The following is a 23781-nucleotide window of genomic DNA, read 5'->3' as shown; positions in this document are numbered from 1 at the left end:
GTTACTTCAGTGCCGCACTCGTCGAGGTCAGCGCCGCTTCGGCACTGCGCTTGTTCTTGACCCAGTAGCACACCGCCATGAACGCCACCCACACCGGGATCGCGTACACCGACACCTGGATCCCCGGGATCATCAGCATGATCACCAGGATAAACACCACGAACGCCAGGCAAATGACGTTGCCGTACGGGTACCACAGCGCCTTGAACAGCGGCACCTGGCCGGTGCGGTTCATGTGCTGGCGGAACTTGAAGTGGGAGAAGCTGATCATCGCCCAGTTGATCACCAGCGTGGCCACCACCAGGGACATCAGCAGTTCCAGGGCATGCTGCGGGATCAGGTAGTTCATCAGCACCGCCACCAGGGTGACGGCCGCCGAGGCAAGGATCGAGCGCACCGGCACGCCGCGCTTGTCGATCTTGGCCAAGGCCCGTGGCGCATCACCCTGCTCGGCCATGCCCAGCAGCATGCGGCTGTTGCAGTAGGTGCCGCTGTTGTACACCGACAACGCCGCGGTCAGTACCACGAAGTTGAGGATGTGCGCGGCGGTGTTGCTGCCCAGCATCGAGAACACCTGCACGAACGGGCTGCCACTGTAGGCATCGCCGGACGCGTTGAGGGTTTGCAGCAGGCTGTCCCAAGGGGTCAGCGACAGCAGCACCACCAGTGCGCCGATGTAGAAGATCAGGATGCGGTAGATCACCTGGTTGATCGCCTTCGGGATCACGGTGCGCGGTTTGTCTGCTTCGGCAGCGGTGAAGCCGAGCATTTCCAGGCCGCCGAAGGAGAACATGATGATCGCCATGGCCATCACCAAACCACCGACGCCGTGGGGGAAGAAGCCGCCGTGTTCCCACAGGTTGCTCACCGAGGCTTGCGGGCCGCCGCTGCCACTGACCAGCAGGTAGCTGCCCAAGGCGATCATGCCGACGATGGCGACCACCTTGATGATCGCAAACCAGAACTCGGCTTCACCGAAGACTTTGACGTTGGCCAGGTTGATCGCGTTGATCAGTACGAAGAACGCGGCGGCCGAGACCCAGGTCGGGATCTCGGGCCACCAATAGTGCACGTACTTGCCGACGGCAGTCAGCTCCGACATGCCCACCAGGATGTACAGGATCCAGCAGTTCCAGCCCGACAGGAAGCCGGCGAAACCGCCCCAGTACTTGTGGGCAAAGTGGCTGAAGGAACCGGCGACCGGCTCTTCGACGATCATTTCGCCGAGCTGGCGCATGATCATGAAGGCGATGAAGCCGCAGATGGCATAGCCCAGGATCATCGACGGGCCGGCCGACTTGAGCACCCCGGCCGAGCCCAGGAACAGGCCGGTGCCGATGGCGCCCCCGAGGGCGATCAACTGGATATGCCGATTTTTCAGGCCGCGTTTCAGCTCGCCTGAAGAGGAATGGGGTCCACTCATGAAAAGGGTCTCACGCAAGGTTTGATGATGTTGAATGCACGTTGCTGTCTTGAATCTCGACTCAAGCAGCGCCGCTCAAACCCCAGCGCAGGCACCAGGAGTACAGCGTCGTTCTAAAGGTCATGCGTCACCTGTTTGTTTTTATCTGTGACGAAATCGAACCCGTCTGGCTCGTGGCCAGGCGGAGTGATCAGGGAAGGTAAACCCTGAGGTCTTGGCCTTTTGCGTGGGTACGCAAGGGGGGTCACAGTAAAACGCGGCGCATTGTACACCGCTCGACAGCTTAGGGCGGCCCTCGGCAAGGGCACGCGACAATCTGTCAGGCATTCCTTACAGCATCGCCACGCCCAGAAATGCAGCGACTTTCACGTAAATTAATCGTTACAGCGCGGAAAATAAGCGTTACAGCCAGCAACGAACAGAAAAATGTCGGTAGGAAATCTCCGACAAATTACCCTCGCCAGTCCGTTGTTTTTTCTAAATAAATATTTCTGGCGAAAAAACAGAACAAAAAATCCAAATGAGACCGTGTCAATAAATATTTTGCATTCCGAAACACTCTCTCCTAGGTTCTTCCCACTTGCCCAGTGAAGCCCGCTGGCAAGCCGTTCTCAAACAACGTCCTCTAGGAGAAACACCATGCAAGCACTGGAAAACGACCTGGAAACCGAACTGCAACTCGACGATTGGTTTGAAGCGCCGACCCATGAGGCCGCCGTTGAAATGATGCAAGCCGACGCCGTCGTGCCATTCGGCACCGCGATGTGGCCGTTCTAACACCCGGCAGGCACTGGCAGGTGCTGTGCACGGCATCTGCCTCCTTACCCAAGGCACAGAAGGACACCCGTCATGGACAAGGCCCGCGCCGTCGAACACTTTCTCTACTACCTGGCCCACCACCCGGCCCTCAGCGGCCTGAACTGCCCGAACGTGCTGCTGGGCCATACCGAACGCTATGACGCCATCGCCCAGGCGATCACCCACGGCAGCGCCGCCCGTTTCAATTTCCAGGTGCAGCGCCTGGACCTGGCCGCCTGCGACAGCCTGGCCCAGGCCATTGAAGCCTGCGACCTGTACCTGTTTCTCTACGACTCTTCGACCCTGCCCAACCCACGCGCCGAAGGCCCGGACTTTATCCGCGCCCTGCAAGGCGTGATGGCCGAGCACTGGAAGAAATCCCTGCTGTTCAAGGACTATGGCGACTATTTCTACGACACCTTCAGCGTCGAACCACAGCGCATTGCCGACCTCAACGCCACGCTGATCCGGCGCATGTCCCAAGCCAACGTGCTGAGCTTTACCGACAAGCACGGCTCACGCCTGGAAGCGCCGATGAGCAGCATCAAGAAGTGGACCAATATCAACGGCGTCGGCAACCACGACCTGGCCCCCGGCGAGATCGCCACCCACAGCGAGGCCATCAATGGCCAGGTGCGGTTTGTCGGCACATTCCTGAGCACCATCCCCTTTGCGCGCAAATACGGCGTGTTGCAGTCACCGTTGGAACTGTGGATCGAGAACTCGACCATCTGCAGCGTGGCCAGCGACGTGCCGGGGCTGGCGGATGACTTCAACAAGTACCTGAACGCCAACCCGTCGAACCGGCGTGTGGAGGAGTTGGGGATTGGCACCAACGAAGGCGTGAAGGACCTGTATGCACGCAATGCCGGGTTCGAAGAGCGCCATTGCGGGCTGCACCTGGGCCTGGGCGGCGGGCAGAAAGGCAGCCATCACCTGGATCTGATCTTTGCCAGTGGGGTGTTGGCGTTGGATGACAAGCCCGTCTTCGACGGCACCTTTGCCTTCTGATCAGTGATTTAGAAACCTATGAAGATCCAAATGTGGGAGCGGGCTTGCTCGCGAAGGCGGAGTATCAAGTAACACATGCATCAACTGACACGCCGCCTTCGCGAGCAAGCCCGCTCCCACATTTTTGACCGTATTCCAAGGCATAAAAAACGCCAACCCTAGGGTTGGCGTTTTTTTGTGCAGCACTTAAACCATCACTGCGGTTTCTTGCGACCAAAACCAGGACGCTGACCCGAACCGGCCGGGGCGCCCCGGCGCTTGCCCGACGGCTCGTCCGCCACCAGTTTCGGGCCAGGGCGCTTGTTCGCCGCTGGCTTGGCTGGACGCTTGGTGCTGGCGTTGTCGGCCGGACGTTCGCTTTCACCGCGGTTGCTGCGACCACCGGCCGGCGCTGGGCGCGGTGCACGTGGCGCACGTTCACCTTCCTGGCGCGACGGCGCGGTTGGGCGACGCTCGCCTTCGATCTGCGGCTCACGGGAAATACGACCGCCGGTTGCCGGTGCATTCAGCGCCGGGCGCAGGGTGCGGGCCACGCGTTCGGTACGCGGCACAGGGCGCGACGATTTACGCTGCATCCGCTCAAGCTTGTCTTTGCTCTTGGCGTTCATCTGCGGCATGGCGACCGGCGTCAGGCCCACTTCGGCGCTGAGAATGTCGACTTCGTACTGGCTCATTTCGCGCCAGCGGCCCATCGGCAGGTCGGAGTTCAGGAACACCGGGCCGAAACGCACGCGCTTCAGGCGGCTGACCACCAGGCCCTGGGATTCCCACAAGCGACGTACTTCGCGGTTACGGCCTTCCATCACCACGCAGTGGTACCAGTGGTTGAAACCTTCGCCACCTGGCGCCTGCTTGATGTCGGTGAACTTGGCCGGGCCGTCTTCCAGCACCACGCCCGCCTTGAGGCGTTCGATCATCTCGTCGTCAACTTCGCCACGTACGCGCACGGCGTATTCGCGGTCCATCTCGTACGACGGGTGCATCAGGCGGTTGGCCAGCTCACCGTCGGTGGTGAACATCAGCAAGCCGGTGGTGTTGATGTCCAGGCGACCGATGTTGATCCAGCGGCCTTCTTTGGGCTTGGGCATCTTGTCGAACACGGTCGGACGGCCTTCCGGGTCGTCACGGGTGCAGATCTCGCCGTCCGGCTTGTTGTACATGATCACGCGGCGCACCGATTCGGCGGCCTCTTCACGCTTGATGACCTTGCCATCAATGGTGATTGCATCGTGCAGGTCGACGCGCTGGCCGAGGGTAGCCTCGACGCCGTTGACCTTGATGCGCTTCTGGGTGATCCAGGCTTCGACGTCGCGGCGCGAGCCCACGCCGATACGCGCCAGCACCTTTTGCAGTTTTTCGCCTGCTGGGCCGATTTCCTGGCTGTCGTTCTGGTCTTTGTCGTTCATCTTAAGCACCTCCCGGTGGGTCGATTCAGGCGTGGCCTGAAGAGTGTTGAAAGCGGGGCTTTGGCCGACTATGCCGGCAAAGGGTCGCGAATCATACGCGTATGGCGCGCGTTGCGCATCAGAGACTAGTCGATAAAGGCCAAGTCACCTGCTTTACGCCGACCGGTGGACCACAGCAGGTCAAAATGTGGGAGCGGGCTTGCTCGCGACTGCGGTGGATCAGTCGCCATCTCCGGTGACTGACCCTCCGCTTTCGCGAGCAAGCCCGCTCCCACAGGGGTTCAGCAGTGTTTGCAGGAACGCGTCAGTCCTCGAACTGGCGGCGCTCGGCCTCAATGGCTTCGGCCAAGGCGCGGGCTTCGTCCTCTTCGTCGCTCAGGGGCGGCTGCTCCAGGGCGGCGACGGCGGCGAGGAGTTTTTCGCGGGCTTCGGCGACGCCGAGGATGTCTTCCTCGGGTTCCGGCTCAGGCTCGGCCTCGGGTTCACTGTTTTCCTGGGTTTGCGGCTCGGCAGCGCCGTCACGCAGCAAATCGTCGAAGTCGGTCTTGATGCCCTGCTCCATATCGTCCAGTTCCAGCAGCAAGGTGTGGAAACTGGTTTCGTCCTTCGGTTCTTCCGGTTCGGCGCTGGCGTCGGCCAGTTCCTGCAGGCCCTCGGGCACCGGCGCATCGTCGAAATCGAGCACCGGCTCGGCTTCCATCTCGCGCAGTTCGGCAAGCGGCGGCAAATCATCAAGGTTCTTCAGGTTGAAGTGGTCGAGAAACACCTTGGTGGTGGCGAACATCGCCGGTTTGCCGGGCACGTCGCGGTAGCCGACGATGCGGATCCACTCCCGTTCCAGCAGCGTCTTGACGATATGGCTGTTGACCGCCACGCCCCGCACGTCCTCGATCTCGCCCCGGGTGATCGGCTGGCGATAGGCGATCAGCGCCATGGTCTCCAGCATCGCCCGGGAATAACGCTGCGGGCGTTCTTCCCACAAACGGCCGACCCACGGGGAAAACTTCTCACGGATCTGCAGGCGATAACCCGACGCCACTTCGCGCAGCTCAAAGGCACGGCCGTCGCAGGACTTGCGCAGGATCTCCAGCGCCTTCTTGAATACCGGCGGCTCGGGGCGCTCGGCTTCTTCAAAGAGTTCGAACAGGCGCTCCAACGATTGCGGTTTGCCCGAGGCCAGTAGAAAGGCCTCCAGCAACGGGGCCAGTTCGCGGGGTTCAGTCAGATTCATTGATTCAGCTCTTTATTCGGCTCGCGCCCGCACGTGGATAGCCGCAAAAGGCTCATTCTGGACCAGCTCGACCAAGGATTCCTTGACCAGTTCGAGGATCGCCATAAAGGTCACCACCACCCCCAGGCGTCCTTCTTCCGCAGTAAACAGCTCAACAAACGGCACAAAGCCGCCGCCCTTGAGGCGTTCCAGCACATCACTCATGCGCTCACGGGTGGACAGCGCCTCGCGACTCACCTGGTGGCTTTCAAACATGTCGCCACGGCGCAGCACCTCGGCCATGGACATCAGCAATTCTTCCAGGCTCACGTCCGGCAGCAGCTTGCGCGCGCGGGCCTCGGGGGCATCGAGCTTGGGCACCACCACGTCACGGCCCACCCGGTTCAAGCCGTCGATGCCTTCGGCGGCGGCCTTGAAGCGTTCGTACTCCTGCAGGCGGCGGATCAGTTCGGCGCGTGGGTCGTCCTCTTCGGCTTCCACCGTCTCCGAACGCGGCAGCAACATGCGCGACTTGATCTCGGCGAGCATGGCGGCCATCACCAGGTACTCGGCAGCCAGTTCCAGGCGCACCGACTGCATCAACTCGACATAGCCCATGTACTGGCGGGTGATTTCCGCCACCGGGATGTCGAGGATGTTGATGTTCTGTTTGCGGATCAGGTACAGCAGCAAGTCCAGCGGGCCTTCGAAGGCGTCGAGGAAAACCTCCAGGGCATCCGGCGGGATGTACAGGTCCAGGGGCATTTCCATGACCGCCTGGCCATAGACCATGGCAAATGGCAGCTCCTGCTGGGCGCCGGCCTGGGGGTCAACCGTTTCCACCACCGACATTCAGGCCTCGACCATGAACGGAGCCGGGTCACCGCAACCCACGCGGATCACTTCGGGTTCACCGTCGGCCAGGTTGATCACGGTTGAGGCCTTGTTGCCGCCGTAGCCGCCATCGATGATCAGGTCCACCTGCTTTTCCAGCAGTGAACGCATTTCGTACGGGTCGTAAAGCGGCTCGGTCTCGCCGGGCATGATCAGCGACACGCTCATCAGCGGCTCACCCAGCTCCTCCAGCAGCGCCAGGGCAATCGGGTGCTCGGGCACGCGCAGGCCGATGGTGCGCTTCTTGGGGTGCAGCAACAGGCGCGGCACTTCACGGGTGGCGTTGAGAATAAAGGTGTAGGGCCCCGGCGTGTGGGCCTTGAGCAAACGGAAGGTGCCGGTGTCGACCTTGGCGAACAGGCCGAGCTGGGACAGGTCGCTGCAGATCAGCGCGAAGTTGTGCTTGTCGTCCAACTGACGCAGGCGTCTGACACGCTCGACCGCACCCTTGTCGCCGATCTGGCAACCAATGGCGTAGGACGAGTCCGTTGGATAGATCACCACGCCACCGGCACGGATGATCTCCACGGCTTGCTTGATCAGGCGCGCCTGGGGGTTTTCCGGATGAATCTGGAAGAATTGACTCACGTGTTCTACCTGTTCAGACGGTGGCAATAATGGGGTCATGCTTGAATCGCCCCCACAAGAGCGGCAGGTCTTCCGGGACGGGGCGGTACTCGCCGATCTCGGACCAGCCGCCTGGGCCATGAAAATCACTGCCGGCGCTGACCAGCAGACCAAATTCGCGGGCAAGAATCGCCAGGCTGCCCACCTGCTCGGCGGGTTGGTGCCCGTTGACCACCTCGATGGCGTGGCCCCCCGCTCCAATATAGTCGGCAATCAGCTTGCGGCGCTTGCTGCGGGTGAAATCGTAATGCCAGGGATGCGCCAGGCTGACCCAGGCCCCGGAGGCCCGCAAGGTCTCGACGGTGTCTTCCAGGGTCGGCCAGTGCTGCTTCACATCCCCCAACTTGCCGGCGCCCAGCCATTTGCGGAAGGCTTCGGCGCGGTCTTTGACAAAACCTTCACGCACCATCCAGTCGGCAAAGTGCGGCCGGGCCGGTGCGTTGCCGCTGTCCCCCAGTTCCTGCTGGATCGCGCGGGCGCCTTCGAGGGCGTTGGGCATGCCTTTGAGGCTGAGTTTTCGGCTTATTTCTTCGGACCGCAGCCAGCGGCCATCGTGCAAATCGGCGATGGCCTGCACCAACGGCGGGGCCTTTTGGTCGAAACCGTAGCCCAGTACATGAATGGTGGCGCCACCCCAGGTGCAGGACAACTCCACGCCGTTGACCAGTTGCATGCCCAATGAATGGGCGGCTTCACGGGCTTCGTCCAAGCCTTCGAGGGTGTCGTGGTCGGTCAACGCCAGGACTCGCACGCCTTTTTCAAACGCACGCGCAACCAGTACCGCAGGCGCCAGGGCGCCGTCGGAGGCCGTGCTGTGGCAGTGCAAATCAACATTCACGGGGATGTGTAACCTCAAGTCAGGTGGCGCTTTCGCTACCAAGGATGTTTGTTATTATGCCGCCACATCCAGCTTCTGGCTCTTACTGTGAAACAATTCATCGACTTCATCCCGCTGTTGCTGTTTTTCATCGTTTATAAACTCGACCCCAGGGTCATCGATCTCGCCGGCCATGAGCTGACGGTCGGAGGCATCTACAGCGCCACCGCCGTGCTGATCATCAGCTCCGTCGTGGTCTACGGCGCCATCTTCATCTCCCAGCGCAAGCTGGAAAAAAGCCAATGGCTGACCCTGGTCGCCTGCCTGGTCTTCGGCAGCCTGACCCTGGCCTTCCACAGCGAAACCTTCCTCAAGTGGAAAGCCCCGGTGGTGAACTGGCTGTTCGCCCTGGCCTTCATTGGCAGCCACTTCATCGGTGACCGCCTGCTGATCAAGCGGATCATGGGCCACGCACTGACCCTGCCGGAGCCGGTCTGGACACGCCTGAACGTGGCCTGGATCGTGTTTTTCCTGTTCTGTGGCGCTGCCAACCTGTTCGTGGCGTTCACCTTCCAGAGCTACTGGGTCGACTTCAAGGTCTTCGGCAGCCTGGGCATGACCGTATTGTTCCTGATCGGCCAGGGTATCTACCTGTCGCGCCACCTGCATGACACCGACCCTACCACGCCAAAAACCGAGGACTGACATGCTCTACGCCATCATTGCCACCGACGTCGCCAATTCGCTGGAAAAACGCCTGGCCGCACGTCCGGCCCACCTGGAGCGCCTGAACGTATTGCAGGCCGAAGGCCGTCTCGTGCTGGCGGGCCCGCATCCGGCTGTCGACAGCAATGACCCGGGCGCGGCGGGTTTCACCGGCAGCCTGGTGGTTGCCCAGTTCGCTTCCCTGGCTGACGCCCAGGCCTGGGCCAAGGCCGATCCGTATGTCGCGGCAGGCGTTTACGCCGACGTCGTGATCAAACCGTTCAAGCAAGTCTTGCCTTGATAACGGCGGCGCCGAACCTATTCGGTTCGGCAATCGCCTGATGGCTCATCATTCTCGGTAACCTGCCGACAACGTTCTGAATATTCGTGTGGAATCAGGAGTTCCGATGCGCTTAAGTCAGTTGTGTCTGTTGGCAGTGTTAATGATCGGGGCCACGGCCCACGCTGAAGAACCCTCGAACACCGGCAGTTCCACGCCCCTGTCCTTGAGTGCCGGCAGCCAGATCACCGATTTGCAGCAACGTTTGAAAGAAAGCGAGCGGCTGCGCGAAGAACTGAGCAAACAATTGCAAAATGCAGACGCTGCTCGCGAAAGCGCCCAACTGAGTCGCTTGCGCCAGGAGAACCAACGCCTGGTCCAGCAACTCAAAGAAACACAAAGTGGCGCCTTGACCCGCTGGCTGACCGAGCAACAACAGTGGTTTGTCACCGGTGGGGCTGTCGCACTGATCGCCTTGCTGTGCGGGATCTTCGCCAGCGGTGGGCACCGTCGCCGTCGACAATGGCTAAATTGAGTGAGTCATGAGCGAGCTGTTACTGATAGATGATGACCAGGAGCTCTGTGAGCTGCTGACCAGTTGGTTGAGCCAGGAAGGTTTCCAGGTGCGTGCCTGCCACGACGGCTTGAGTGCGCGCAAAGCCCTGGCCGACAGCGCACCGGCCGCGGTGGTGCTCGACGTGATGCTGCCCGACGGCAGCGGCCTTGAGCTGCTCAAGCAATTGCGCAACGACCATCCGGAGTTGCCAGTGCTGATGCTCTCGGCCCGGGGCGAACCGCTGGACCGCATCCTCGGCCTGGAACTGGGCGCCGACGACTACCTGGCCAAGCCCTGCGACCCGCGCGAACTCACGGCCCGGTTGCGCGCCGTGTTGCGCCGCAGCCACCCGGCCGCCGTGTCCACCCAGCTGGAACTGGGCGATCTGTGCTTCAGCCCGGTGCGTGGCGTAGTCACCATCGATGAACAGGAATTCCCCCTCACCGTCTCCGAAAGCCGCCTGCTGGAAGCCTTGCTACGCCAGCCGGGCGAGCCGCTGGACAAGCAGGAACTGGCGCAGATCGCCCTGGGCCGCAAGCTGACCCTTTACGATCGCAGCCTGGACATGCACGTGAGCAACCTGCGCAAGAAGATCGGCCCGCACCCGGACGGCCGCCCACGCATCGTGGCGCTGCGTAGCCGGGGCTACTACTACAGCCTCTGAACACGCTGCAGAAGTCCTGTGGAAGCTGGCTTGTGTGGGAGCGGGCTTGCTCGCGAATGCGGTAGATCAGCCACTCTTTGCGGCGACTGACACACCGCCTTCGCGAGCAAGCCCGCTCCCACATTCGAATAGCTAAGCCCTGATAGTTTTGTCAGTTCGCACCAAAACCCTCTTTACCCAAGCTTTACCCACACCTGACCGCCGCTGACCTCTATCTCCTTAATCTACTCACATCCGGACTCACCGGAATAGAGACAGGAGAATCACCATGCGCAAGACCCTTATCGCTTTGATGTTCGCCGCTGCCCTGCCAACCGTTGCCATGGCGGCACTGCCTGACGGCCCAGGCCCGATGGGCGGCCCCGAAGGCCACATGATGGGTGGCCCGGGCCACGGCGGTGAACACGGTCCGCGTGGCAAAGGCGGCCCCTTCAGCCAGCTGGACCTGACCAAGGAACAGCGCCAGCAGATCGGCAAGCTGATGGGCGACCAATGGCACGCTCGCAAAGACCTGGTCAAAAAGTACCTGGATAAACTCCCGGCCGCAGACCAGAAAGCCATGCAGGACGAAATCGCAGCCGGCAAGCAGAAAACCCAAGCCGACATCCGTGCCGTGCTCAAGCCTGATCAGCAGAAGAAGTTCGACGAGATCGTCAAGAAACAAGCCGAGCGCCGTGCCGAGTGGAAGGAATTCCAGGCCTGGAAAGCGCAACAACCGCAAAAAGCGCAATAATGGCTTAGCGTCACGCTCCAGCCCAGTGGTCACCGCCACTGGGCTTTTCCTGTTTGAGGGTTTCCTGTGCGTTCATTGTTCTGGCGTATCCTGGCCAGTTTCTGGCTGGCCATCGCCCTGGTTGCCGGGTTGTCGATTCTGCTTGGGCACATGCTCAACCAGGACGCCTGGATTCTCAGCCGTCACCCCGGCCTCAATACCCTGGCGCAGGAGTGGACGCAGCGCTATGAAACCCAGGGCGAAGATGCCGCTCAGGAGTTGCTGCAACAGCGCAAACGCCAGTACCACATCGACGTACAAGTGCTGAATGAAAGCGGCGACCCGGTGGTTCGCGGCACCTTCCCGCGCCGTGCCGCCGCCTTCGAAGCCCGGCAAAACGACAGCCAGGACGGTCACCTGCCTTGGCGCCGCCTGACCGCCGAATACACCAGTGAAAAAACCGGCGATACCTACCTGCTGATCTACCGCATTCCCCACCCGGAACTGGATGCCTGGCACCGCAGCAGCCTGGCCTGGCCCTTGAGCGCGCTGGCAATTGCCCTGGTGGTGCTGACCCTGTTCAGCCTGCTGGTGACGCTGTCCATCACCCGCCCGCTCAGCCGCTTGCGTGGCGCGGTGCATGACCTCGGCCAGACCACCTACCAGCAAAACAGCCTGGCGCGCCTGGCCAACCGGCGTGATGAGTTCGGCGTATTGGCCACCGACTTCAACCGCATGGGCGCGCGCCTGCAAAGCCTGATCGGCAGCCAGCGCCAGTTGCTGCGCGACGTGTCCCACGAACTGCGCTCGCCCCTGGCGCGCCTGCGCATCGCCCTGGCCCTGGCCGAACGCGCCAGCCCCGAAGAACGGGAAAAACTCTGGCCACGCCTGACCCGTGAATGCGACCGCCTGGAAGCGCTGATCAGCGAAATCCTGGTACTGGCCCGCGTCGATGCCGACAATGCCGGCGCCGAAGAGGTTGACCTCACCCCACTGCTCAAGGCCCTGCAAAAGGACGCGCAACTGGGCGCCCCCGACCAGGTGGTGCAACTGACTGCCGAACCCGACCTGCACCTCAAAGGCTGGCCGACCATGATTGAACGCGCCGTGGACAACCTGCTGCGCAACGCCCAGCGTTTCAACCCGCAAGGCCAGCCCATCGAGCTGAGTGCCCAACACTTGAGCGAACGCATTCTGATCAGCGTGCGCGACCACGGGCCCGGTGTTGAAGAGGAACACCTGAGCCAATTGGGCGAGCCGTTCTTTCGCGCCCCCGGTCAGGTCTCCCAAGGCCACGGGCTGGGCCTGGCGATTGCGCGCCGCGCGGCCGAGCGGCATGGCGGCAGCCTGATCCTGGCCAACCATCCGCAAGGCGGTTTTATTGCCAGCATCGACCTGCCATTGGAGCCGGGGGTTGCCACACCGCCCTGAGGATCTTCTATAGTGGCCCTTCTCTTACGGAGGGCCTTTGATGACTGACCTGCTGACACCCATCCAAGCCGCACTCGCTTTACCCCCTACACCGCTGACCTTTACCGAAGCCGGCGCCCTGCCCTCGACCTTCGCCGTGACCGACCTGGCCAGCGCCAGCATCGGCGCCGCCGGCCAGGCCGTGGCCCAGTTGATCGAGCAACAGACCGGGCGCTTGCCGGGTGTCACCGTAGACCGGCGCCTGGCGTCCTTCTGGTTTTCCTCGTCCATTCGCCCGGTCGGCTGGCAAGTGCCGCCCCTGTGGGACCCGGTGGCCGGTGATTACGCCTGCGCCGACGGCTGGATCCGTTTGCACACCAACGCGCCCCACCACCGCGCCGCCGCCGAACGCGTGCTGGGCAAGGTCGCCGACCGTACCGAGATGGCGAGCAAAGTAGCCCCCTGGAACGCTGCCGAACTGGAACAGGCGATTGTCGATGCAGGCGGTTGCGCCGCGCAGATGCGCACCTGGCAAGCCTGGCAGGCCCACCCGCAAGGGCTGGCGGTGAATGCCGAAGCGCTGGTGCAGCGCCAGACCTATGACACCACCACCGACAAACCCTGGCTCGGTAACGTGGCGCGCCCCTTGGCCGGCCTCAAAGTGCTGGACCTGACTCGCGTACTGGCTGGCCCAGTGGCCAGTCGCTTCCTCGCAGGCCTGGGCGCCGATGTGCTGCGCATCGATTCACCCGCCTGGAACGAACCCGGCGTAGTGCCGGAAATGACCCTGGGCAAACGCTGCGCCCGCCTGGACCTCAAGAGCGCCGAAGGCCGGCAGGTCTTTGAAACGTTACTCAAAGAGGCCGACATCCTGTTCCACGGTTACCGTGCCGATGCCTTGGAAGAACTGGGCTACACCGCCAACGCGCTGCAGCAGATTGCGCCCGGCCTGATCGACGTGAGCCTCAACGCCTACGGCTGGAGCGGACCCTGGCGCAACCGTCGGGGCTTCGACAGCCTGGTGCAGATGAGCAGCGGGATCGCCGACGCCGGCATGGCCTGGAAACAGGCGGACAAACCGGTGCCTTTGCCGTTGCAGGCACTGGATCACGCCACCGGGTATCTGATGGCGGCCGCTGCGATTCAGGCGTTGAGCGAGCGGCTGAAGTCAGGGCGTGGCGGTTCGGCGCGGTTGTCGTTGGCGCGCACGGCGACGTTGTTGGTGGAGGCTGGGCAGGTGCCGGAGCAGCCTGCGTTGCGGGCCGAGGAGCCGAGTGATCAGGGGTTGGTGGTAGAGCAAACCAGTTGGGGGCCCGCCCATCGGTTATTGGCGCCGTTGACCATCAGCGGCACGCCGTTGCAGTGGGATTTGGCGGCGGGGGAATTGGGGTCACACCGGGCGCAGTGGTGACCTGACGAACGCCTTCGCGAGCAAGCCCGCTCCCACATTTTGACCGTATTTCAAAGGGTGTACGCGGTATAAATGTGGGAGCGGGCTTGCTCGCGAAGAGGCCCTCACAGCCACCCTCAATCTCCCCTTTGCAACGACGTCCACAAATGCTGCGCCGCATACGCCCGGAGCGGCCGCCACGCCTCGGCCCGGGCCAATAACTGTCGCGCCGACACTGGTCCACCCTCCAGCGCCGCCAGCGCGTTGATCAAACCGATATCCCCCGACGCAAACGCATCGGCCTCGCGCATCTGGCGCATGGCGATGTACTGCGCGGTCCAGTCGCCAATCCCCGGCAACGCAACCAAGCGCGCCACGCCTTCCTTGAGGCTGGCCTTGGGTTCAAACAGTTCAGGATCATCCAACAGCGCCTGGGCCACTCCGGACAAGGTGCGGCCACGGGCTTTGGGCATGCCCAACGTGGCCAGGTCCGCCGCCGCCAACACTTCGGCGGTGGGAAATACATGGGTGATGCCCCCATGGGGCGTCTCCAGCGGCGTACCGTATTGCGCCACCAACTTGCCCGCCAGGCGGATCGCCGCGACCACCGTGATCTGTTGGCCCAGCACGGCACGAATGGCCAGCTCCAGGCCGTCCCAGGTGCCCGGCACCCGCAAGCCGGGGCGTGCGGCAACCAATTGCGCCATCAGCGGGTCCTTCGCCAATTGTGCGTTGATCAGTTGCGGCTGGGCGTCCAGGTCAAACATGTTGCGCAACCGCCGTTCGATCTCGGGCAAGGCCGACGGGCTCGGAAAATCGACATCAACGTCCAGCCAATCCCCTGCCCCCGGCGCCACGCTGATCAGGCCAGGTTGCCCGTTCACACGGATACTGCGCCGGTACACGCCGGCCTCGACGGTCTCCAACCCGCTGATCGCCCGCAGCGACAAAAAACCCACCATCGCCGCCCAGTCATAGGGCGGTTGATACGCCAGTCTCACAACGACAGCACCCCACTGTACAACCCATACGCCGCCAACCCCGCGCCAGCGATCACGCAGCTGAAAATGCCTTTTTCCATGGCCGTGAACAAGGGCTGGCCCTGCTCACGCTTGGCCAGTGCAAACAGGATCACCCCCGGCGCGTACAGCAGCGCCGACAGCAACAGGTATTTCAAGCCGCCGGCATACAAGAGCCACACGGCGTAGCCGAGGGCGATCAGACCGACGAGCAAATCCTTCATGCGACGGCGCTGGGCACCTTCATAGGTTTCACCGCGCCCGCTCAACAGCACAGCGTAGGCCGCCGACCACAGGTACGGCACCAGAATCATCGAGGACGCCAGGTAGATCAGCGTGGTGTAGGTGCTTTGGGAAAACAGCGTAATCACCAGGAACAGCTGGATCATCACATTGGTCAGCCACAAGGCATTGACCGGCACCTGGTTGGCATTTTCCTTCTTCAAGAACGCCGGCATGGTCTTGTCATGGGCGGTGGCGTAGAGGATTTCCGCGCAGAGCAACGCCCAGGACAGCAAGGCACCGAGCAACGAAACCGCCAGGCCGATGCTGATCGCCATCGCGCCCCAAGGGCCGACGATATGCTCCAGCACACCGGCCAACGACGGGTTTTGCAATTGCGCCAGTTCTGGCTGGCTCATGATCCCCAAGGACAACACATTCACCAGCACCAACAGTGCGAGCACGCCGAGAAACCCGATCACCGTGGCGCGCCCCACGTCCGAACGTTTTTCGGCGCGGGCCGAATACACGCTGGCGCCCTCAATGCCAATAAACACAAACACGGTGACCAGCATCATGTGACGCACCTGGTCCACCACGCTGCCCATGCTCGGGTTGCCCAGGCCCCAGATATCGCGGGTGAAGATATCGGCCTTGAACGCCACGGCAGCAATCACGATGAACATCAGCAGCGGCACGATCTTCGCCACGGTGGTCACTTGGTTGATGAACGCCGCCTCCTTGATCCCGCGCATCACCAGAAAATGCACGGCCCACAGCAACAGCGACGCGCAAGCGATGGCTATAGGCGTGTTGCCCTGGCCGAACACCGGGAAAAAGTAGCCGAGGGTACTAAATAGCAACACGAAGTAACCGACGTTGCCCATCCACGCACTGATCCAATAGCCCCAGGCCGATGAAAACCCCATGTAATCGCCAAAACCGGCCTTGGCGTAGGCATACACACCCGAGTCCAGCTCGGGTTTGCGATTGGCCAGGGTCTGGAATACGAAGGCCAGGGTCAGCATGCCGACGGCGGTGATCGCCCAGCCGATCAACACGGCACCGACCTCGGCACGGGCCGCCATGTTCTGCGGCAATGAGAAAATCCCGCCGCCAATCATCGAGCCCACCACCAGGGCAATCAGAGCACCAAGTCGAAGTTTCTGGGCCGGTTGGGACATGAAAACTCCTGAATAAAAATAATTGCTTGAGCTGACAACTGTGCACTCAACTCATTAACTCAGCGAGTGTAGCGTTTATTAGGGTCCGCGATAAAACAGGCAGGCTCATAACGTAATGGCATGTCAATTATTCAAGTTTAGGCTTATTTAGAATTTAAATACCGCTTGAACTTCGCCGTTCGCGAGCTACGCCACACTGTCAATGAGAAAAGTTTGCACATTCAAAAAAACAGACTAGCTTCAAACGTCCACACCCCTGACTAAATGATTAACCACAACGGGCGCAAGGCTCTGGAACAAGCCTTCCCGAGGACTTCTATCGCCCACTAACTTTCAGCCTAAGTCATTAATTCACAATGGAATGTGCCAATGAAGTGATCTGAGTCAGCTGTTTGAATAGCGCACGGAATTATTCTGTGGTCTCTCTTCTCCTGCATTGGAGTCACGCAATGTCTGAAACTCCCGGAAAACTAAGGCTTGGTGCACTCGTTGCACTTGTCGTGGGCTCGATGATCGGCGGGGGGATCTTCTCACTGCCGCAGAACATGGCCGCCAGCGCCGACGTCGGCGCCGTGTTGATCGGTTGGGTCATCACCGCCATCGGCATGCTGACCCTCGCATTTGTGTTCCAGACCCTCGCCAACCGCAAACCTGACCTCGACGGCGGCGTCTATGCCTACGCCAAGGCCGGCTTCGGCGACTACATGGGTTTCTCGTCCGCCTGGGGCTATTGGATCAGCGCCTGGCTGGGCAACGTGGGTTACTTCGTGTTGCTGTTCAGCACCCTCGGCTACTTCTTCCCTATCTTCGGCGAAGGCAACACGCCAGCGGCCGTGATCGGCGCCTCGGTGTTGCTGTGGGCCGTGCACTTTCTGGTGCTGCGCGGGATCAAGGAAGCGGCGTTCATCAACCTGGTGACCACCGTCGCCAAGGTGGTGCCGCTGGTGCTGTTCGTGTTGATCGCCCTGTTCGCGTTCAAGCTGGACATCTTCACCGCTGACATCTGGGGCGTGAAAAACCCGGACCTGGGCAGCGTGATGAACCAGGTGCGCAACATGATGCTGGTCACCGTGTGGGTGTTCATCGGCATCGAAGGCGCAAGCATCTTCTCGTCCCGTGCGGAAAAACGCTCCGACGTGGGCAAGGCCACGGTGATCGGCTTTATCACCGTGCTGCTGTTCCTGATGCTGGTGAACGTGCTGTCCCTGGGGATCATGACCCAGCCGGAACTGGCCAAGCTGCAGAACCCCTCGATGGCCGCCGTGCTGGAGCATGTGGTGGGCCACTGGGGCGCGGTGCTGATCAGCGTTGGCTTGATCATCTCGCTGCTGGGGGCGCTGCTGTCGTGGGTGCTGCTGTGTGCGGAGATCATGTTCGCTGCCGCCAAGGACCACACCATGCCGGCGTTCTTGCGCAAGGAGAACGCCAACCACGTGCCGGTCAACGCCCTGTGGCTGACCAACGCCATGGTGCAGCTGTTCCTGGTGATCACGCTGTTTTCGGCCAGCACCTACCTGTCGCTGATCTACCTCGCCACCTCGATGATCCTGGTGCCTTACCTGTGGTCGGCGGCCTACGCGCTGCTGTTGGCGGTACGCGGCGAGACCTACGAAACCGCCCTGGCCGAGCGCAAGAAAGACCTGTTCATCGGCGCCATCGCCCTGGTGTACGCGATCTGGCTGCTCTACGCCGGCGGCACCAAATACCTGCTGCTCTCCGCCCTGCTCTACGCCCCCGGCGCAATTCTGTTTGCCAAGGCCAAGCGTGAACTGGGCAAACCGATTTTCACCAACGTCGAGAAGCTGATTTTCGCCGCAGTGGTCATTGGCGCCCTGGTGGCAGCCTATGGGCTCTACGACGGCTTCCTGACGCTGTAATTGTTGATAACTGGAGGATCTGTAATGACCACGGAAAAAGTGAAGTACGGCGTACATTCCGAAGCCGGCAAACTGCGCAAAGTCATGGTGTGCTCCCCAGGTTTGGCCCACCAGCGGCTGACCCCCAACAACTGCGATGAACTGCTGTTCGATGACGTGCTGTGGGTGGCCCAGGCCAAGCGCGACCACTTCGACTTCGTGACCAAGATGCGCGAGCGGGATATTGATGTGTTGGAAATGCACAACCTGCTCACCGACATCGTCGCCATCCCCGAAGCGCTGGACTGGATCCTGGAGCGCAAGATCACTGCCAATACCGTTGGCCTGGGCCTGGTCAATGAGGTCGGCTCCTGGCTGCGCAGCCTGGAACCGCGCAAGACCGCCGAGTATCTGATCGGGGGCGTGTCGGCCGATGACCTGCCGAGCACCTTCGGCGGCAAGGCCATCGAGATGTTCCGCGATTTCCTCGGCCACTCCAACTTCATCCTGCCGCCGCTGCCCAACACCCAGTTCACCCGCGACACCACGTGCTGGATCTACGGCGGCGTGACGCTCAACCCGATGTACTGGCCGGCGCGACGCCAAGAGACCCTGCTGACCACCGCCATCTACAAGTTCCACCCCGAGTTCACCAACGCCGACTTCCAGATCTGGTACGGCGACCCCGACCAGGAACACGGCGCCTCGACCCTGGAAGGCGGCGACGTGATGCCCATCGGCAACGGCGTGGTCCTGATCGGCATGGGCGAGCGTTCGTCCCACCAGGCGATCGGCCAGCTGGCGCGCAACCTGTTCAAGAACAAGGCGGTGGAAAAGGTGATCGTGGCCGGCCTGCCGAAATCCCGTGCGGCGATGCACCTGGACACCGTGTTCAGCTTCTGCGACCGCGACCTGGTCACCGTCTTCCCCGAAGTGGTCAGCCAGATCGTCCCGTTCACCCTGCGCCCTGACGAGAGCAAGCCCCACGGCATCGATATCCAGCGCGAGAAAACCAACTTCCTCGACACCGTCGCCGCCGCCCTCGGCCTCAAGGCCCTGCGCGTGGTGGAAACCGGTGGCAACAGCTTCGCCGCCGAACGCGAGCAGTGGGACGACGGCAACAACGTGGTGGCCGTGGAGCCAGGCGTGGTCATCGGCTATGACCGCAACACCTACACCAACACCCTGCTGCGCAAGGCCGGGGTGGAAGTCATCACCATCAGCGCCGGTGAACTGGGCCGTGGCCGTGGCGGCGGCCACTGCATGACCTGCCCGATCATCCGCGACCCAATCGACTACTAAGCGACCATCCCTGGCCGGCGTCCATAAGACACCGGCCAGGCAGATCACCGAATCCTAGGAGAATCATCATGGCGTTCAACATTCACAACCGTAACCTGCTCAGCCTGGAACACCACACCCCACGTGAGCTGCGCTACCTGCTGGACCTGTCCCGCGACCTCAAGCGTGCCAAGTACACCGGCACCGAACAGCAACACCTCAAGGGCAACAACATCGCGCTGATCTTCGAGAAAACCTCCACCCGCACCCGTTGCGCCTTCGAAGTGGCGGCCTATGACCAGGGCGCCAATGTCACCTACATCGACCCGAATTCCTCGCAGATCGGCCACAAGGAAAGCATGAAGGACACCGCCCGCGTGCTCGGGCGCATGTACGACGCCATCGAATACCGTGGCTTCAAGCAGGAGATCGTCGAGGAGCTGGCCAAGTTCGCCGGCGTGCCGGTGTTCAACGGCCTGACCGATGAGTACCACCCTACCCAGATGATCGCCGACGTGCTGACCATGCGCGAACACGCCGACAAGCCGATCCACGAGATCAGCTACGCGTACCTCGGGGACGCGCGCAACAACATGGGCAACTCGCTGCTGCTGGTGGGCGCCAAGCTCGGCATGGACGTGCGCATCTGCGCGCCAAAAGCGCTGTGGCCCCACGACGACCTGGTAGGTCGCTGCAAAAAATACGCAGAAGAAAGCGGTGCGCGCATCACCCTCACCGAAGACCCGAAAGCGGCGGTGAAGGGTGTGGACTTCATCCACACCGACGTGTGGGTGTCGATGGGCGAGCCGGTGGAAGCCTGGGCCGAGCGTATCGAGCAACTGCTGCCGTACCAGGTGAACGCCGAGCTGATGAAAGCCACCGGCAACCCGCGCACCAAGTTCATGCACTGCCTGCCGGCGTTCCACAACAGCGACACCAAGGTGGGCAAGCAGATTGCCGAGCAGTACCCGCACCTGGCCAACGGCATTGAAGTGACAGACGACGTGTTCGAGTCGCCAGCCTGTATCGCCTTCGAGCAAGCGGAAAACCGCATGCACACCATCAAGGCGATTCTGGTGTCGACCCTGGCTGACCTCTAAGGCACGACACCGTCAATGTGGGAGCTGGCTTGCCTGCGATGCAGGCAACTCGGTCGCTCAGGTAGACCGCGGTGATGCCATCGCGGGCAAGCCCGGCTCCCACAAAAAACCCGGCTCCCACATTGACGGTGTTCCTTCATCAGAATTTTTAGAAGGACATTCGCTATGCGTATCGTCGTTGCACTGGGCGGTAACGCCCTGCTCCGCCGTGGTGAACCCATGACGGCGGACAACCAACGCGCCAATATCCGGATCGCCACCGAACAGATCGCCAAGATCCACCCCGGCAACGAGCTGGTGATCGCCCACGGCAATGGCCCGCAAGTCGGCCTGTTGTCGTTGCAGGCGGCGGCCTACACCCAGGTCTCGCCGTACCCGCTGGACGTGCTCGGCGCCGAAACCGAAGGCATGATCGGCTACATCATCGAACAGGAACTGGGCAATCTGCTGGACTTCGAAGTGCCATTCGCCACCCTGCTCACCCAGGTGGAAGTGGACGCCAAGGACCCGGCCTTCAAGAACCCGACCAAGCCCATCGGCCCAGTGTATTCCAAGGCCGAAGCGGAAAAGCTCGCCGCTGAAAAAGGCTGGGCCATTGCGCCGGATGGCGACAAGTACCGCCGCGTGGTCGCCAGCCCACGGCCCAAACGCATTTTTGAAATCCGCCCGATCACCTGGTTGCTGGAAAAAGGCAGCATCGTGATCTGCGCGGGTGGCGGTGGTATCCCGACGATGTACGGCGAGGACGGCAAGCTCAAAGGCATTGAAGCGGTGATCGACAAAGACCTCTGCTCCTCGTTGCTGGCCGGGCAGTTGAAAGCCGATTTGCTGGTAATCGCCACCGACGTCAACGCGGCGTTTATCGACTACGGCAAGCCCACCCAAAAGGCCATCGGCCAGGCCCACCCGGACGAAATGGAAAAACTCGGCTTCGCCGCCGGCTCCATGGGGCCCAAGGTGCAAGCGGCCTGCGAGTTCGCCCGCCAGACTGGAAAAACCGCCGTCATCGGTTCACTCTCGGACATCGAAGCCATCGTCCAGGGCAGCGCCGGCACACGCATCAGCACGGCAACACCTGGCATCACCTACCTGTGAAGTAGAGGAGAAACGCCTATGGCCACCTTTGAACCGGGTCACTTGCACGTCGAACGTCATGCGCTTAACGCCCAGGACTATAGCTACAACCTGTGCATCGACTACGAAGTCAGCCAGGACCCCAAGGAAGGCAAGGGGATGCTGTTCAAACTGCATGGCTCGGTCCAGGGCAAGGACCTCAAGGAAGAGTTTTTCCTGCCCAAGGACCAGGCGTTCGACTTTGCCCGGCATGCCATGAACATCGCGCAGAAGTACGGCATGCCGAAGATCGCCGTGCTCAATGGCGCGATGCACAAGCAGTACGACTTGATGTTCGAGGATGTGCGGCATCAGCTGGATGTAAAACCCGGCGATCCGATCAAGCCTGAACACCTTGAGTAAAAACACCGCAAGTCCCCTGTGGGAGCGGGCTTGCTCGCGAATGCAGTGGATCAGTTAGCACATCTATGACTGACCCACCGCATTCGCGAGCAAGCCCGCTCCCACATTTTGATCTCCACCCGCTCCAAGGCATACTTGCCGCCTCTGCTCTCCAGAATTGCGAATCGCCCCATGCGTATCCACGTCAGCTTCATCGACCGCGTCGGCATCACCCAGGAAGTCCTGGCCCTGCTCGGTGGGCGCAATCTCAACCTGGATGCGGTAGAGATGGTGCCGCCCAACGTCTACATCGATGCGCCGACGTTGAGCGCCGAGGTGCTCGAAGAGTTGCGTGACGCGCTGTTCAGCGTGCACGGTGTGCAGGCCGTGACCGTGGTGGACATTCTTCCAGGCCAACGCCGCCACCTGCAACTCGACGCCCTGCTGGCCGCCATGACCGACCCGGTGCTGGCCCTGGACAGCGCGGGCAAGATCCTGCTGGCGAACCCGGCCCTGATCGCGCTGTACGGGCGTGAACCGGCCGGCGAAAGCATCAGCGACCTGTTCAACGACCCGGCACTGCTCGACACCTTGCTCGAACACGGTTTTCGCCTGCCGCTGCGCGAGATCAGCGTCAACGGCCAGACCCTGCTGCTGGACGCCACGCCGATCACCGACGCCGGCGCCCTGCTAACCCTCTATCAACCCAACCGCATCGGCGAACAACTGTCGGCGTTGCACCACGACCATGCCGAAGGCTTTGACGCGCTGCTGGGCGAGTCACCGGTGATCCGCACCCTCAAGGCGCGGGCGCAGCGAGTGGCAGCCTTGGATGCGCCGCTGTTGATCCAGGGCGAAACCGGCACCGGCAAGGAGTTGGTGGCCCGCGCCTGCCATGCCATCAGTGCACGTCACAGTGCGCCGTTCCTGGCATTGAACTGCGCGGCGCTGCCGGAAAACCTCGCCGAAAGCGAACTGTTCGGCTATGCGCCCGGTGCCTTTACCGGCGCCCAACGGGGCGGCAAGCCGGGGTTGATGGAGCTGGCCAACCAGGGCACGGTGTTCCTCGATGAGATCGGCGAAATGTCGCCGTACCTGCAGGCCAAGCTGCTGCGCTTTCTCAATGACGGCAGCTTTCGCCGCGTGGGTGGCGACCGTGAAGTAAAGGTCAATGTGCGCATCCTCAGCGCCACCCATCGCGACCTGGAAAAGATGGTCAGCGAAGGCACCTTCCGCGAAGACCTGTTCTACCGCCTCAACGTGCTCAACGTCGAAGTGCCGCCCTTGCGCGCACGCGGCCAGGACATCCTGTTGCTGGCGCGCTATTTCATGCAGCAGGCCTGCGCGCAGATCCAGCGCCCGGTGTGCCGCCTGGCGCCCGGCACGTACCCGGCACTGCTGAGCAACCGCTGGCCAGGCAATGTGCGTCAGTTGCAGAACGTGATCTTCCGCGCCGCCGCCATTTGCGAAAGCAGCCTGGTGGACATCGGCGACCTGGACATCGCCGGCACCTCGGTGGCGCGCCAGAGCGACGGCGAAATCGACAGCCTGGAACAGGCCGTGGAGGACTTCGAGCGCAACCTGCTGGAAACCCTCTACACCAGCTACCCCTCCACCCGCCAGCTGGCCAGCCGGTTGCAGACCTCCCACACGGCGATTGCCCATCGCCTGCGCAAATACGGCATTCCCAACAAGCCCTGAACGCACGCAGATCAAACTGTGGGAGCGGGCTTGCTCGCGAAGGCAGAGGGTCAGTCAACT

The 23781-nt window shown here is 61.9% G+C and carries 23 protein-coding genes; 15 read left to right on the top strand and 8 right to left on the bottom strand.

Annotated features, from left to right (window positions below; translation table 11 throughout):
* Nucleotide 1: 1 nt before the first annotated feature.
* Complete coding sequence (locus ACVWVP_RS26130; protein WP_457408835.1) at nt 2-1423, bottom strand: amino acid permease; 1422 nt, start codon at nt 1421-1423, stop codon at nt 2-4.
* 639 nt (nt 1424-2062) lie between these two features.
* Between ACVWVP_RS26130 and ACVWVP_RS26125 the strand changes: the two genes are divergently transcribed.
* Nucleotides 2063-2200, top strand: a complete 138-nt coding sequence (locus ACVWVP_RS26125; protein WP_003175756.1) for a hypothetical protein — start codon at nt 2063-2065, stop codon at nt 2198-2200.
* A 72-nt stretch (nt 2201-2272) separates the two neighbouring features.
* On the top strand, nt 2273-3232 hold the full coding sequence (locus tag ACVWVP_RS26120; protein WP_178925308.1) for a M29 family metallopeptidase: 960 nt from the start codon (nt 2273-2275) through the stop codon (nt 3230-3232).
* A gap of 194 nt (nt 3233-3426) precedes the next feature.
* Here ACVWVP_RS26120 and rluB read toward each other — a convergent pair whose 3' ends face one another.
* From rluB to ACVWVP_RS26095, 5 genes are all read right to left on the bottom strand, one after another.
* The gene (gene rluB / locus ACVWVP_RS26115) at nt 3427-4638 is read right to left on the bottom strand and encodes a 23S rRNA pseudouridine(2605) synthase RluB (protein ID WP_457408833.1); all 1212 of its coding nucleotides are present in this window, start codon (nt 4636-4638) and stop codon (nt 3427-3429) included.
* Nucleotides 4639-4942: 304 nt separating this feature from the next.
* Nucleotides 4943-5869, bottom strand: coding sequence for an SMC-Scp complex subunit ScpB (scpB, locus tag ACVWVP_RS26110; protein ID WP_178925312.1), 927 nt, complete (start codon nt 5867-5869; stop codon nt 4943-4945).
* A gap of 12 nt (nt 5870-5881) precedes the next feature.
* Complete coding sequence (locus ACVWVP_RS26105; RefSeq protein ID WP_457408950.1) at nt 5882-6580, bottom strand: segregation and condensation protein A; 699 nt, start codon at nt 6578-6580, stop codon at nt 5882-5884.
* Between the two features lie 120 nt (nt 6581-6700).
* Entirely contained in the window at nt 6701-7330 is a 630-nt protein-coding gene (locus ACVWVP_RS26100) for an L-threonylcarbamoyladenylate synthase (protein WP_178925359.1), read from the bottom strand.
* Nucleotides 7331-7343: 13 nt separating this feature from the next.
* Entirely contained in the window at nt 7344-8207 is an 864-nt protein-coding gene (locus tag ACVWVP_RS26095; protein WP_178925314.1) for a PHP domain-containing protein, read from the bottom strand.
* 87 nt (nt 8208-8294) lie between these two features.
* On the opposite strand from ACVWVP_RS26095, the gene ACVWVP_RS26090 reads away from it, so the two are divergent.
* The 7 genes from ACVWVP_RS26090 (at nt 8295) to ACVWVP_RS26060 (ending at nt 13924) form a co-directional block, all read left to right on the top strand.
* Nucleotides 8295-8891, top strand: a complete 597-nt coding sequence (locus tag ACVWVP_RS26090; protein ID WP_178925316.1) for a septation protein A — start codon at nt 8295-8297, stop codon at nt 8889-8891.
* Between the two features lies 1 nt (nt 8892).
* The gene (locus tag ACVWVP_RS26085; protein ID WP_178925318.1) at nt 8893-9192 is read left to right on the top strand and encodes a YciI family protein; all 300 of its coding nucleotides are present in this window, start codon (nt 8893-8895) and stop codon (nt 9190-9192) included.
* A gap of 106 nt (nt 9193-9298) precedes the next feature.
* Nucleotides 9299-9706, top strand: coding sequence for a translation initiation factor 2 (locus ACVWVP_RS26080; RefSeq protein WP_178925320.1), 408 nt, complete (start codon nt 9299-9301; stop codon nt 9704-9706).
* Nucleotides 9707-9713: 7 nt separating this feature from the next.
* A complete protein-coding gene (locus ACVWVP_RS26075) occupies nt 9714-10391 on the top strand; it encodes a response regulator transcription factor (protein WP_176994278.1) in 678 nt (225 codons plus the stop codon).
* A gap of 268 nt (nt 10392-10659) precedes the next feature.
* Nucleotides 10660-11124 carry an LTXXQ domain protein gene (locus tag ACVWVP_RS26070; protein ID WP_176994279.1) on the top strand — a complete coding sequence of 155 codons (465 nt, stop codon included), beginning with the start codon at nt 10660-10662 and terminating at the stop codon, nt 11122-11124.
* Between the two features lie 66 nt (nt 11125-11190).
* A complete protein-coding gene (locus tag ACVWVP_RS26065) occupies nt 11191-12534 on the top strand; it encodes a sensor histidine kinase (protein ID WP_457408828.1) in 1344 nt (447 codons plus the stop codon).
* Between the two features lie 40 nt (nt 12535-12574).
* On the top strand, nt 12575-13924 hold the full coding sequence (locus ACVWVP_RS26060; RefSeq protein WP_178925324.1) for a CoA transferase: 1350 nt from the start codon (nt 12575-12577) through the stop codon (nt 13922-13924).
* Between the two features lie 116 nt (nt 13925-14040).
* Here the strand turns inward: ACVWVP_RS26060 and ACVWVP_RS26055 are convergent, their stop codons facing one another.
* A complete protein-coding gene (locus ACVWVP_RS26055) occupies nt 14041-14904 on the bottom strand; it encodes a DNA-3-methyladenine glycosylase family protein (RefSeq protein WP_457408826.1) in 864 nt (287 codons plus the stop codon).
* Complete coding sequence (gene arcD, locus ACVWVP_RS26050) at nt 14901-16328, bottom strand: arginine-ornithine antiporter (protein ID WP_176994283.1); 1428 nt, start codon at nt 16326-16328, stop codon at nt 14901-14903. Before arcD (ACVWVP_RS26050) ends, ACVWVP_RS26055 begins: the two co-directional genes overlap by 4 nt.
* A 449-nt stretch (nt 16329-16777) precedes the next feature.
* On the opposite strand from arcD (ACVWVP_RS26050), the gene arcD (ACVWVP_RS26045) reads away from it, so the two are divergent.
* The 6 genes from arcD (ACVWVP_RS26045) (at nt 16778) to ACVWVP_RS26020 (ending at nt 23721) form a co-directional block, all read left to right on the top strand.
* The gene (gene arcD, locus ACVWVP_RS26045; RefSeq protein WP_259173174.1) at nt 16778-18205 is read left to right on the top strand and encodes an arginine-ornithine antiporter; all 1428 of its coding nucleotides are present in this window, start codon (nt 16778-16780) and stop codon (nt 18203-18205) included.
* A gap of 24 nt (nt 18206-18229) precedes the next feature.
* Complete coding sequence (gene arcA / locus ACVWVP_RS26040; RefSeq protein WP_457408825.1) at nt 18230-19486, top strand: arginine deiminase; 1257 nt, start codon at nt 18230-18232, stop codon at nt 19484-19486.
* A 68-nt stretch (nt 19487-19554) separates the two neighbouring features.
* Complete coding sequence (locus ACVWVP_RS26035; RefSeq protein ID WP_176994286.1) at nt 19555-20565, top strand: ornithine carbamoyltransferase; 1011 nt, start codon at nt 19555-19557, stop codon at nt 20563-20565.
* Nucleotides 20566-20730: 165 nt separating this feature from the next.
* Nucleotides 20731-21660 (top strand): carbamate kinase, encoded by a 930-nt coding sequence (gene arcC / locus ACVWVP_RS26030; protein WP_178925331.1) that lies wholly within the window; start codon nt 20731-20733, stop codon nt 21658-21660.
* Nucleotides 21661-21678: 18 nt separating this feature from the next.
* A complete protein-coding gene (locus ACVWVP_RS26025; RefSeq protein WP_176994288.1) occupies nt 21679-22041 on the top strand; it encodes a DUF5064 family protein in 363 nt (120 codons plus the stop codon).
* Nucleotides 22042-22212: 171 nt separating this feature from the next.
* The gene (locus ACVWVP_RS26020; RefSeq protein ID WP_457408822.1) at nt 22213-23721 is read left to right on the top strand and encodes a sigma-54-dependent transcriptional regulator; all 1509 of its coding nucleotides are present in this window, start codon (nt 22213-22215) and stop codon (nt 23719-23721) included.
* Nucleotides 23722-23781: the final 60 nt, after the last annotated feature.

It is taken from the genome of Pseudomonas sp. TE24901 (assembly GCF_054058375.1).
Note: the sequence above shows the minus strand (reverse complement) of the source record. Positions and strands in the feature narration are given on the sequence as shown.